Origin of the sequence: Streptomyces sp. NPDC020192 (assembly GCF_044388685.1) — a bacterium.
GTDB lineage: Bacteria > Actinomycetota > Actinomycetes > Streptomycetales > Streptomycetaceae > Streptomyces.
In genome coordinates, this window is sequence record NZ_JBIRXG010000010.1 from 156402 (window position 1) to 167817 (window position 11416).

The 11416-nt window shown below is 71.9% G+C and carries 11 protein-coding genes; 9 read left to right on the forward strand and 2 right to left on the reverse strand.

Annotated features, from left to right (window positions below; all coding sequences use genetic code 11):
* Positions 1–107: 107 nt before the first annotated feature.
* Both ACH47Z_RS20775 and ACH47Z_RS20780 read right to left on the reverse strand, forming a co-directional pair.
* On the reverse strand, positions 108–1172 hold the full coding sequence (locus ACH47Z_RS20775; protein ID WP_399075640.1) for a biotin/lipoate A/B protein ligase family protein: 1065 nt from the start codon (positions 1170–1172) through the stop codon (positions 108–110).
* Positions 1173–1453: 281 nt separating this feature from the next.
* Positions 1454–1627: an SDR family oxidoreductase gene (locus ACH47Z_RS20780; RefSeq protein ID WP_399075642.1), complete on the reverse strand. Its 174-nt coding sequence runs from the start codon at positions 1625–1627 to the stop codon at positions 1454–1456.
* 339 nt (positions 1628–1966) lie between these two features.
* On the opposite strand from ACH47Z_RS20780, the gene ACH47Z_RS20785 reads away from it, so the two are divergent.
* The 9 genes from ACH47Z_RS20785 to ACH47Z_RS20825 all read left to right on the forward strand — a co-directional run bounded on the left by ACH47Z_RS20785 (position 1967) and on the right by ACH47Z_RS20825 (position 11390).
* Positions 1967–3784 carry a gamma-glutamyltransferase family protein gene (locus ACH47Z_RS20785; RefSeq protein WP_399075645.1) on the forward strand — a complete coding sequence of 606 codons (1818 nt, stop codon included), beginning with the start codon at positions 1967–1969 and terminating at the stop codon, positions 3782–3784.
* A gap of 92 nt (positions 3785–3876) precedes the next feature.
* Positions 3877–4722: an inositol monophosphatase family protein gene (locus ACH47Z_RS20790; protein ID WP_399075646.1), complete on the forward strand. Its 846-nt coding sequence runs from the start codon at positions 3877–3879 to the stop codon at positions 4720–4722.
* 89 nt (positions 4723–4811) lie between these two features.
* Positions 4812–6230 (forward strand): phytoene desaturase family protein, encoded by a 1419-nt coding sequence (locus ACH47Z_RS20795; RefSeq protein WP_399075648.1) that lies wholly within the window; start codon positions 4812–4814, stop codon positions 6228–6230.
* On the forward strand, positions 6227–6742 hold the full coding sequence (locus ACH47Z_RS20800; RefSeq protein ID WP_399075651.1) for an O-acetyl-ADP-ribose deacetylase: 516 nt from the start codon (positions 6227–6229) through the stop codon (positions 6740–6742). Before ACH47Z_RS20795 ends, ACH47Z_RS20800 begins: the two co-directional genes overlap by 4 nt.
* A gap of 285 nt (positions 6743–7027) precedes the next feature.
* The gene (locus tag ACH47Z_RS20805) at positions 7028–8224 is read left to right on the forward strand and encodes an ATP-binding protein (RefSeq protein ID WP_399075653.1); all 1197 of its coding nucleotides are present in this window, start codon (positions 7028–7030) and stop codon (positions 8222–8224) included.
* A complete protein-coding gene (locus ACH47Z_RS20810; protein WP_399075655.1) occupies positions 8221–9066 on the forward strand; it encodes a roadblock/LC7 domain-containing protein in 846 nt (281 codons plus the stop codon). The genes ACH47Z_RS20805 and ACH47Z_RS20810 overlap by 4 nt, the downstream gene beginning before the upstream one ends.
* Positions 9063–9446: a DUF742 domain-containing protein gene (locus tag ACH47Z_RS20815; protein ID WP_399075657.1), complete on the forward strand. Its 384-nt coding sequence runs from the start codon at positions 9063–9065 to the stop codon at positions 9444–9446. The genes ACH47Z_RS20810 and ACH47Z_RS20815 overlap by 4 nt, the downstream gene beginning before the upstream one ends.
* 3 nt (positions 9447–9449) lie before the next feature.
* A complete protein-coding gene (locus tag ACH47Z_RS20820; RefSeq protein ID WP_399075659.1) occupies positions 9450–10010 on the forward strand; it encodes a GTP-binding protein in 561 nt (186 codons plus the stop codon).
* Positions 10011–10022: 12 nt separating this feature from the next.
* Positions 10023–11390, forward strand: a complete 1368-nt coding sequence (locus tag ACH47Z_RS20825) for a cytochrome P450 (RefSeq protein ID WP_399075661.1) — start codon at positions 10023–10025, stop codon at positions 11388–11390.
* Positions 11391–11416 lie beyond the last annotated feature (26 nt).

Genomic DNA, 11416 nt, shown 5'->3' on the forward strand with positions numbered 1-11416 from the left:
TGTCGGGGTGCCGGAGCCGACGTACACGGAACTCATACGACCGTTTGGTCCAGGGGAGAGCACTCCTTGACCTGTTGCTGAACCGGTGATTCCGGTCGGGCCGCCGGCTACGGCACTCTGGCCGTCCACTCGGGGGTCGTGAACTTCGTCCGCGTCAGCTCCTCGGCCCGCGCCAGCTCCTCGTCCGTGATCTTGCCCCGCACCAGCCCGTACCGCGCGCGGAACGACTCGATCATCCGGTCGATGACCGCCTCGCGGGGCAGCCCGGTCTGCCGCCGCAGCGGGTCCACTCGCTTCTTCGCGCTCCGCGTCCCCTTGTCCGACAGCTTCTCCCGCCCGATGCGCAGCACCTCGACCATCTTGTCGGCGTCGATGTCGTACGACATGGTCACGTGGTGCAGTACGGCCCCCGGGCCTCCACCCGGACCCACGATCCGCTTCTGCGCCGCGCCCGCGATCTTGCCCTGGTCGGTCGCGATGTCGTTCAGCGGCTGGTACCAGGCCCGGATCCCCATGTCGCCGAGGGCGCCGAGCACCCAGTCGTCCAGATAGGCGTAGCTGTCCTGGAAGGACAGGCCCTGCACGAGGGAGTCGGGCACCGACAGCGAGTAGGTGATCGTGTTGCCCGGCTCCACGAACATCGCGCCGCCGCCGGAGATCCGCCGCACCACCTCGATGCCGTGCCGCGCGGCGCCCTGCGGGTCCACCTCGTTGCGCAGCGACTGGAAGCTGCCGATGATCACCGCCGGGGCGCCCCACTCCCACACCCTGAGTGTCGGCGGGCGGCGGCCCGCGGCGACCTCGGCGGTCAGCACCTCGTCCAGCGCCATGTGCAGCGCGGGCGGCTGCGGGCTCTCGTGGATCAGCTGCCAGTCGTAGTCCGTCCAGTCCGTGGCGTGCGCGAGCGCCCGGCGCACCGCGATGCCGACGCCCTCCGAGGTCAGGCCGTACATCACGGTCCCCTCGGGCACTGCCGCGTCGATCCGCGCGGCCAGCCCCGCCGCGTCGGTGTCCGCCGGGGCGCCCTCCAGCGCGCGGTTCACGGCGTCCAGCGCCTCGTCCGGCTCCAGGAAGAAGTCGCCCGCAACGCGCACGTGCCGCAGCACGCCGTCCTCGGCCTCCACGTCCACGACGACGAGCTTGCCGCCGGGCACCTTGTACTCGCCGTGCACTTCCCGGACCTCCGTTCCTCCCGCCGTCCCGCCCTCCGTACGAGATCAACGGCCCGGCCACCCGCCCTGTTCCCCCACGGGTGATCACGTGCGTACGATCACCCGTTCGAATGTCGCATCGCAGCAACGGCCGGTCCACCAGGAATCGGTGGCTGGGGCCTGCCAGGGTCGTTCGTGCGTACGCCTGGTGGCTCACCTGGGCAGCCATCGCGCTGACGACCCGCGGGCTCATCCGGTACTCCGGGCCGGCACCGTTCCCGAACCGTTGGTGTGCCTGCGGTTCAGACCGTCTTGATCGTGCCGCTGTCGATGACGTAGTTGACGCCGGTGATGTTTCCGGCCACGTCGGACAGGAGGAACGCGATCAGGGCCGCCACCTCTTCGGGTTCGGTCATGCGGCCGGTCGTGACGTTCTGGCCTTTCACGAGTTGCTGGACGAATTCGGCGAGGCTCATGCCGGCCGCGGCGGCCCACTCGCTGACCGGGCCGTTGGGGTCCTGAGAGCCGCCTTGGCGGAGGCGAAGGCGACCGGGAAGCCCCCCGGCATCAAGGGGTCGCCATCGCCGGCGCCACCGGCGGCCTCACCTCCGGACTCGTCGTGGCTGCCGCCGGCTACCCCGTCCTCGCCCTCACCGGCGGCGTCCTCGCCCTCGCCGTGCTCCCGGCCATCGCCGCCACCGCGAGCAGCCGGTGAGTGTCCCACCCCGTGTTTCCGATGACGCATCATGTGGAGTGCGTGGCGACCTCAGAACGCTCACCGGACCGACCGACGTGGGTAAACAGCGAGGTGAGAGATGCAGTTCACGACCCGACCCACCCTCCAGGGCACCTTCGGCATGGTGTCCTCCACGCACTGGCTGGCCTCGCAGTCGGCGATGGCGGTGCTGGAGGACGGCGGCAACGCCTTCGACGCCGCCGTGGCCGGGGCGTTCGTGCTGCACGTGGTGGAGCCGCACCTGAACGGGCCGGCCGGCGAGGTGCCGATCCTGCTCGCCCCGGCGGGCGGCGGCGTGCGCGTGCTGTGCGGACAGGGCGTGGCCCCGGCCGGCGCCACCGTCGCACACCACCGGGGCCTGGGGCTGGATCTCGTCCCCGGCACCGGGCCGCTCGCGGCCGCCGTGCCCGGCGCCTTCGACGCCTGGCTGCTGCTCCTGCGCGACCACGGCACGAAGACGCTCGACGACGTCCTGAAGTACGCCGTCGGATACGCCGAACACGGGCACGCGCCCGTGGAGAAGCTCGGCGCGACCGTGGAGAGCGTACGGGAGCTGTTCGAGACGGAATGGACGTCGTCGGCCGAGGTGTATCTGAACGGCGGCCGATCACCCCGGCCCGGTGAGCTCTTCCGCAACCCCGCCCTCGCCGCCACCTGGAAGCGGCTGCTCGCCGAGACCGCCGGCGCGGGCGACCGGGAGGCGCGGATCGACGCCGCACGCGCGGTGTGGCGCACCGGCTTCATCGCCGAGGCCCTGCTGCGCCAGTCCCGGCGGCCCACCCTGGACACCAGCGGCGAACGCCACACCGGCACGCTCACCGAGGACGACCTCGCCGGCTGGTCGGCGCGCTACGAGACCCCGGTGACGTACGACTGGCACGGCTGGACCGTGTGCAAGGCCGGCCCGTGGAGCCAGGGCCCGGTCCTGCTCCAGCAACTCGCCCTGCTTCCGGACGAGTTGCCCCCGTACGGCTCCGCCGAGTACGTCCATCTGCTGATCGAGAACTGCAAGCTCGCCATGGCCGACCGCGAGGCCTGGTACGGCGACGCAGCCGACGTGCCGCTTGCCGAGCTGCTGTCGGACGACTACAACGCCGCCCGGCGTGCCCTCGTCGGCGAGAAGGCCTCGTACGACCTGCGGCCCGGCAGCCCCGGCGGACGCACCCCGCGGCTGCCCGCGCAGGCATACGCGCGCGTGGAGACCGGGGGGCCCGGCTTCAACCCGATGGGCGCGGGCGAGCCGACCGTCGCCGAGTTCCCCGGTGAGCCGCAGGCCGCCGCCGACGGCACGACCCGCGGCGACACCTGCCACCTGGACGTCGTCGACCGCTGGGGCAACATGATCGCGGCCACGCCCAGCGGCGGCTGGCTGCAGTCCAACGCGGTCGTGCCCGAGCTGGGCTTCCCGCTCGGCACGCGCCTGCAGATGACCTGGCTGGAGGAGGGCCTGCCGAACTCCCTCACCCCGGGCCGCCGCCCCCGTACCACCCTCACCCCGTCCCTCGCCCTGCGCGACGGCGTACCGGTCCTGGCCTTCGGCACACCGGGCGGCGACCAGCAGGACCAGTGGCAGCTGCACTTCCTGCTCGCCGCCACGCTGCGCGCCCCCGTCCGCGGCGGCCTCGACCTCCAGGGCGCCATCGACGCCCCGAACTGGCACAACGACAGCTTCCCCAGCTCCTTCCACCCGCGCGGCCGACGACCCGGCAGCGTGACCGTGGAGTCCCGCACGGACGCCGCCGTGATCGAGGAGCTGCGGCGCCGCGGCCACGACGTCACCGTCGGCCCCGACTGGTCCGAGGGCCGTCTGTGCGCGGTGGCCCGGGACCCGGAGACCGGCGTGCTCTCGGCGGCGGCCAACCCGCGCGGGATGCAGGGGTACGCCGTCGGCCGGTGAACGGTGGGTACGACCCCTGTTCTTCATCCCGATTCCACCCGGTGTGCACCGGAGGGGCGGGGATTGTCAGTGGGGCATGCTCTCATGGACACATGCTCGAAGAGACGGAAACCATCGAAGAGTTTCTCAGCCACTGCTCGGCCGACGTGGAGGAAGCGGTGCGCAAGGCCGCCGCGGCCGAGATCCTGCCCCGCTTCCGCCGCCTCGCCGCGGACGAGGTGGACCAGAAGAGCGGACCGCACGACCTGGTGACGGACGCCGACCGGCTCGCCGAGAAGCGGCTCACCGAGGCGCTCGGCGCCCTGCTGCCCGGCTCGGTCGTGGTCGGCGAGGAGGCGGTGCACGCCGACCCGGCGACGTACCGGGCGCTCCAGGGCGACGCGCCGGTCTGGATCGTCGACCCGGTCGACGGCACCCGCCAGTTCGTGCACGGCGACGACGGGTTCTGCACCCTGGTCGCGCTCGCCCACCGGGGCGTCGTCCTGGCCTCCTGGACCTATGCCGCCGCGCGCGGCCAGATGGCCACCGCGGTCCGCGGCCGGGGGGCCTTCCTCGACGGCGAGCGGCTGTTCGCGGGCCCGCCCGCGCCCGGCCGGGACCTCGTCGTCGCCACGTCCCACCCGGACTACACCACCGACGCGGAGAAGCGCTCGCTGCGCCGCCTGTGGACCGACGGGCTGGCCCCCCGCCCGTGCGGCTCGGCGGGCCTGGAGTATCTCGCCATCGCCCGGGGCGAGTTGGACGCCGTCGCCTTCTCCTGGGAGGCCGCCTGGGACCACGCGGCCGGTCTGCTCCTGGTCGAGGAGGCGGGCGGCGCCCACCTCACCCGCGACGCCGAACCGTTCCGCATCACGGGCGCCAACGCCCTGCCCTTCACCGCGGCCCGCGACACCGCGACCGCCGAACGCGTGGTCCGCCTCCTGCGCACACAGGCCTGATCCCCGCCCGCACCCCCGTGCCAAGGGAATGTCAGTCCCCCGGCATATCCTGATCTCCACTGGCCGTCGGCTGACGAAGGGGTCCGAAGGTGCCGTCGATGCTCGATGCGGTCGTGGTGGGTGCGGGGCCGAACGGGCTGACCGCTGCCGTGGAGCTGGCCCGCCGCGGCTTCTCCGTGGCGCTGTTCGAGGCGAAGTCCACCATCGGCGGCGGCGCCCGTACCGAGGAGCTGACCCTGCCCGGCTTCCGGCACGACCCGTGCTCGGCCGCCCACCCCCTCGGGATCAACTCCCCGGCGTTCCGCGCCCTGCCCCTCGAGCGCTACGGCCTTCAGTGGCTGCACTCCGAGCTGCCGATGGCGCATCCCTTCCTGGACGGCAGCGCGGCCGTGCTGTCCCGGTCGGTGGCCGAGACGGCCGCCTCCTTCGGACCGCGCGACGCGGGGGCGTACCGCAGACTGGTCGAGCCGTTCCTCGCCCACTGGGACACCCTCGTACGGGACTTCATGTCCCTGCCCCTGACCGCGCTGCCGCGCGACCCCGTCACCCTGGCCCGCTTCGGCCTGGCCGGCCTGCCCCCGTCCACATGGCTGATGCGCCGCTTCAAGGACGAGCGGGCCAAGGCCCTCTTCGCGGGCCTGGTCGCGCACGTCATCGCGCCGCTCGGTGGTATCGCCACCGGCGCCGTCGGCCTGGTCTTCGCGCTGTCCGCGCACGCCCGCGGCTGGCCGGTGCCGCGCGGTGGCTCCCAGGCGATCTCCGACGCCCTCGCCGGGTATCTCACCGACCTGGGCGGCGCGGTGCACACCGACTACGAGGTCAAGCGGCTGGACGACCTGCCGCCCGCGCGCGCGTACGTCTTCGACACCTCACCCACCGCGCTCGCCCGCATCGCCGGCTTCGGCGACACGTATGCCCACTACCGGTACGGCCCCGGCGTCTTCAAGATCGACTACGCGCTGGACGGCCCGGTGCCCTGGACCGCGCCCGAGGCGCGCGTCGCCACCACCGTCCAGGTCGGCGCGAGCCGGGCCGAGATCGGCACGGCCCTGCGCGCCGCCTCCCGCGAGGGCCGCGCCCCCGACCGGCCGTTCATGATCACCGTGCAGCCCAGCATCGCCGACCCCACGCGCGCGCCCGAGGGCAAGCAGGTCTTCTGGGCGTACGGCCATGTTCCGGCCGGCTGGTCCGGCGACCTCACCGACGCCCTGGAACGCCAACTGGAGCGCTTCGCCCCCGGATTCCGCGACCGCGTGCTCGCCCGCGCCACCGCCGGCCCCGCCGAGCTGGCCGCCCGCAACGCCAACTACGTCGGCGGTGACATCGCCTGCGGCGCGGCCTCCGGACTTCAGCTGCTGCTGCGCCCCAGACTGTCCCTGTTCCCTTACCACACGCCCCATCCGGCCGTCTTCATCTGCTCCTCGGCCACTCCGCCGGGACCCGGTGTGCACGGCATGTCGGGGCACAACGCGGCCAAGGCCGTCTGGCGGAGACTGAGACAGACATGACCAGCATCACCCTCGTCCAGGGCGACATCACCCGACAGAGCGCCGACGCGATCGTCAACGCCGCCAACTCCTCACTGCTCGGCGGCGGAGGAGTGGACGGCGCGATCCACCGCCGTGGCGGCCCCGCCATCCTCCAGGAGTGCCGCGCCCTGCGTGCCTCCCGCTACGGCAAGGGCCTGCCCACGGGTCAGGCCGTCGCCACCACGGCGGGTGATCTGGACGCCCGCTGGGTCATCCACACGGTGGGCCCGGTGTACAGCGAGAGCGAGGACCGCTCCGAGCTGCTCGCCTCCTGCTACCGCGCGTCCCTGAAGGTCGCCGACGAACTCGGCGCCCGCACGGTCGCGTTCCCGGCCGTCTCCACCGGCGTGTACCGGTGGCCGATGGACGACGCGGCACGGATCGCCGTGGAGGCGGTACGCAGCACCCCGACCGCCGTCGAAGAAGTGCGGTTCGTGCTGTTCGACGAGCGCGCGTACGCCGCGTTCGCCCAGCATGTGCGGGCTTGCTGACGCACTGTCAACCGGCATATTTCCGGAACGGACTCCTGGTGGTCACCCGCAGGACACAATCAGCCTGTGGAACAGGGGTGTTGGGGTGTTCCGCGGTGCACAGGTTCACCTAAGTGAGTGATAGCATCCCCGCGTCTGTGACCTTGGTCCCTCTCGGCTCAGGCGCCGCGGAAAACGCTCTCAGCCCGGGTCGGACGTGGGTCGAGTCGTGCCCCACCGGTCGTGCCACCGGCTCCCGGTGCCCGTCCGTCAACGGCCGCAGGCTACCCGCCAGGAAAGGTTTCCATGATTCGAGACGTACTTGTGTGGTGCCTGGTTGCCGTGACGGCGATCACGCTCGTCGCGGCCGTGGCCCTCAGTCGTCGCAACAAGGCCATCGCGGCGAAGAAGGCCCGGGCCGAGGCCGCCCTCACCCAGAGACTGATCGAGGCCGACGCCCAAGCCGCCGCCTTACGAGCGGAGTTGCACCAGCACCGGACCGAGCACGACAAGACCATCCAGCAGGCCGAGGAAGCGGCCGAGGACAGCACGAAAGCCGTCCTCAAGGGCTCCGCGCGCTTCCTGCAGAGCCTCGCCGCCGAGCAGTTGGCGCTGCTGGAGGAGATCCAGCGCAAGTACGGCGGCCACTCCGTGCTGGGCGATCTGCTCGAAGTCAGCCACGCCAACGCGCAGATGGCGCGCAAGGCACAGGGCATCGCGGTCATGTGCGGTGCGCCGCTGGGCCGTCGTAACCGTGCCGCGAGCGTGTACGACGTGGTGCGCAGCGCGCAGGGGCAGATCCGTAACTTCCGGCGCGTCGAGATCATGCAGCAGACCGGACTCGCGCTGAAGGCGTCCGCGGTCTCGCCGGTCGCGCTCGCCGTCGCCGAACTGCTGGACAACGCCGCGAGTTTCTCGCAGACGGGCTCGCCCATCGAGGTGACGTTCCAGCGGGTGCAGAAGAACCTGTGCATCGTCATCGACGACGCCGGTGTCGGCATGAACGACGAGGAGCGGCAGAAGGCCACCGTCCTGCTCTCCGGTGACTACCGCCCGCGGCTGTCGCAGCTGGGCAACCAGCCGAAGTTCGGCTTCCCGGTGATCGGCCTGCTCGCGCAGCAGTACGGGTTCCGGGTGGACGTCACCGGTGTCTCCCGCTACGGCGGCGTGCGTGCGGTCGTCCTGCTGCCGGAAGAGCTGTGGACCGAGGAGGAGACCGCACCGGTCGTGGATGTCCAGGAGACCGGCGTCCGCGGCGCCGTGGGCCGGCCCGAGCCGGTGACGCGTACCAAGCACGGCCTGCCCCGGCGCGGCGCCCGCCAGGTGCCCATCGCCAGTGTCCCCGACCACGACGAAGACACCGCGTCGCTCACCGTGCCGCCCGCCGAGTCGGTGGAGCAGGCCGGGCGTGCGGCCGGGCGGAGCCTCGGCGCCTTCCAGCGCGGCACGCTCTCGGGCCGTAACCTCGCCGCGGCCCCGTCCGAAGGGTCGGATGAGGCATGACCGCCGACCTGTCGTGGATGCTCGAGGACATCGTGGCCAACGTGCCCAAAGCACGCCACGCGGTCCTGCTGTCCGCGGACGGCCTGCCGCGCGGGGCGACCGAGGGCATGGACCCGAAGGACGTACGGACGATATCCGCCGCCATGGCGGGCATGCAGTCGCTCAGCCGGGCCACCTCCCATTTCGCCGGACCGGGCGAGGACCGGGAGTGGAACCAGACGATCATCGAGTTCTCGCACGGCTGGATCTTCCTCATCGGCGCCGGGCAGGGGGCCTATCTGGCGGCGGCCGCCGCGCCCGACGTCGACATGCAGCAGATCTCCTTCCGGATGCACCGGCTCGTCGCCCGGCTCGGCAACAACCTCACCTCGCCGCCCCGGGTGCACGCGGAGGACGCCGGGGAGCGGCCCGGGCAGCCCCGCGCGGACCAGCAGACGGGGCGGGGCACCGGGATCCCGATCGCCGACCTCGACGAGGTGATCGGCCAGGTGCGCGGCGCCCGGCACGCCGTCCTGCTGGGCGCCGACGGCCTGCCGCGCGGTGCGACCACGGGCATGAGCCAGGACCTCGCCGACACCATCTCGGCGGCGATGACCGGCATCCACGCCTACAGCCGCGCCACCGCGCAGTTCGCCGGGCCGCTCAAGGAGGCCCACTGGCGGCAGACGGTCATCGAGTTCCAGCACGGGTGGATCTTCCTGATCTCGGCCGGCCACGGCGCCTTCCTGGCCGCTGCGGCCCAGCACGACGCCGACATCGAGGAGTTCACCACGCGTCTGCATCAGGTCGTCCCGCACCTGAGCGGAAACCCGGCACCGCGTGGGGAGGCGAGCCGCGCATGACCCGTGAGCCGGAGGAGGAACTGGAGCTGACCTCCGCCTTAGTCCCGCTCTTCGTCATCACGAACGGGCGTTCCCTGCCCCCGGAGCACGCCTACGAGCGGACGACCCTGGTGTCCGCGAGCGAGGACGCCTTCGCGTCGGCGCGCACGCTCTCCCCGGAGGCCCGTCAGGTCCTGGACCTGGTCAAGGACGGTTTCCTGTCCGTGGCCGAGGTCGCCGCCCACACCCGTCTGCCGCTGGGGATCGTCCGGATCCTGCTGGCGCAGATGGAGGACAACGGTCTGATCGTCGCGCGGAAACCCGTTCCCCGCGCCGAGCGTGTCGACCGAGAAGTGCTCAGCGCCGTGCTCGACGGCCTCAAAGCCCGATTCGGAGCGTGATTCGTGTACCTGGATTCAGGTGTCCGCACCGCGGTGAAGGTCCTCGTGGTGGGGCACTTCGGGGTCGGGAAGACCACGTGCATCGGAAGCATCTCCGAGATCGAGCCGCTGCGGACCGAGGAGGAGATCACCGAGGCCAGCGAGGGCTTCGACGACCTGTCGGGTACCCCCGACAAGACCACCACCACGGTCGCCATGGACTTCGGCCGCCTCACCATCTCCGACGAAGTGGTGCTGTACCTGTTCGGCACGCCCGGACAGGAACGCTTCAAGGAGATGTGGGAGGAGCTGTCCCGGGGCGCCCTTGGCGCACTGGTCCTCGTCGACCCCGAGCGGCTCTCCGACTCCTTCCCCATCCTCGACCTGGTCGAGCGGTTCGGACTGACGTACGCCATCGGCGTCAACCACTTCGAGGGGATGCCCAGTTACCCGCTCGCGGAGGTACGGGAGGCGCTCAACCTGTCCGCGGACACGCCCGTCGTCCCCTGCGACGTACGCGACGAGCAGTCCTCGGCGCACGCCCTCATCACCCTCGTGCGCCACCTTCTGTCCCTCATCGACTAGGAGCCACCCTCCATGCAGCAGCGACCCGGCATACAAGGGCCACCCCCCGGCTGCCCCGCGCACGGCAACCCCCAGCTCTACGGCCCGCAGTTCGGCTCCGACCCCGACGCGGCCTACGCCTACCTGCGCGCCCTCGGCCCGAGCGCCCCCGTCGACATCGCGCCGGGGGTGGAGGTCGAGCTGGTCACCAGCTACGACGCCGCCCTGTACATCCTGCAGAACCCGGCGTCGTTCGTCCGGGACTCGCGGCGCTGGAACGCGCTCAACGAGGGCCGGGTCCCCGAGGACAGCCCGGCGCTGCCGATGATGGGCTACCGGCCCAACGCCCTGTTCAGCGACGGCGCCGCGCACGCCCGGCTGCGCCAGGCCGTCACCGACAGCCTCGCCACCGTCAACGAACTGCAGCTGGTACGGCAGACGCAGGCGTCCGCCGACTATCTGATCAGCCGGTTCAGCTCCGAACGGCTCGGCCAGGCCGAGCTGATGGCCGAGTACGCCCAGCCGCTGCCGCTGCTGGTCTTCAGCGAACTCTTCGGCTGCCCGCCCGAGATCGGCGACCGCGTCATCACCGGCATCACCGGCATCTTCTCCGGCACGCCGGGCGCCGACCAGGTGCTGGCCGAGGCACTGGCCGAGCTGATCGCCCGCAAACGACGTCAGCCGGGCGAGGACCTGACGACGCGTCTGATGCAGCACTCGGCGCAACTGACCGACGAGGAGGTGCTGCACCAGCTCGTGACGCTGCTGTCCGGCGGCACCACCCCGCTGGCCGCGGTCATCGGCACCACCAGCGCCCTGATGCTCGGCGAGGACTGGCAGGCGGACCTGCCGGTCGAGGACGCGGTCAACCAGGTGCTGTGGAACTACGCGCCGATCGCCAACTACGCGGTCCACTACCCGACGCACGACGTGGAGCTCGGCGGGCGCGTGGTCAAGGCGCACGACCCGGTGGTCATCTCGTTCGCTGCCGCCAACACCGACCCCCGGCTGGCCGAGCACCGCGAGCAGCTCAGCGCCAAGGCCCATCTCGCCTTCGGGGCCGGGCCGCACGCCTGCCCCGCCAAGGACCCGGCGTTCGTGATCGCCGTGACGGCCGTCGAATCCCTGCTCAACCGCCTGCCCGACATCGAAGTCCGCGCCCCCTTCAAGGACTTGAGCTGGATGCCCGCCCCGTGGAGCCGCTCCCTGGTGGCGCTGCCGGTCCGGTTCACCCCGCGCACCATCGCGCCGGCGAACGAGCGGCAAACGGAACCGCAGGCGGCCGCCCCCGTCGCCCCGGCCGCGTCCGCCCCCCGGTCATATGCGCAGACCGTGCCGGGTGCGCCGAAGTCCAAGCCGGGCCTGTTCAGCCGGTTCCTGGCATGGACCAGGGGAGAGTGACGAAGGCAACTGCCGTTCAATCGTCA

Excerpts from the sequence above, each read along its gene's own strand:
- ACH47Z_RS20780 (WP_399075642.1), bottom strand. The coding sequence starts at position 1,627 with ATGAGCCTCGCCGAATTCGTCCAGCAACTCGTGAAAGGCCAGAACGTC.
- ACH47Z_RS20785 (WP_399075645.1), top strand. The coding sequence starts at position 1,967 with ATGCAGTTCACGACCCGACCCACCCTCCAGGGCACCTTCGGCATGGTG.
- ACH47Z_RS20790 (WP_399075646.1), top strand. The coding sequence starts at position 3,877 with ATGCTCGAAGAGACGGAAACCATCGAAGAGTTTCTCAGCCACTGCTCG.
- ACH47Z_RS20800 (WP_399075651.1), top strand. The coding sequence starts at position 6,227 with ATGACCAGCATCACCCTCGTCCAGGGCGACATCACCCGACAGAGCGCC.
- ACH47Z_RS20805 (WP_399075653.1), top strand. The coding sequence starts at position 7,028 with ATGATTCGAGACGTACTTGTGTGGTGCCTGGTTGCCGTGACGGCGATC.
- ACH47Z_RS20810 (WP_399075655.1), top strand. The coding sequence starts at position 8,221 with ATGACCGCCGACCTGTCGTGGATGCTCGAGGACATCGTGGCCAACGTG.
- ACH47Z_RS20815 (WP_399075657.1), top strand. The coding sequence starts at position 9,063 with ATGACCCGTGAGCCGGAGGAGGAACTGGAGCTGACCTCCGCCTTAGTC.
- ACH47Z_RS20825 (WP_399075661.1), top strand. The coding sequence starts at position 10,023 with ATGCAGCAGCGACCCGGCATACAAGGGCCACCCCCCGGCTGCCCCGCG.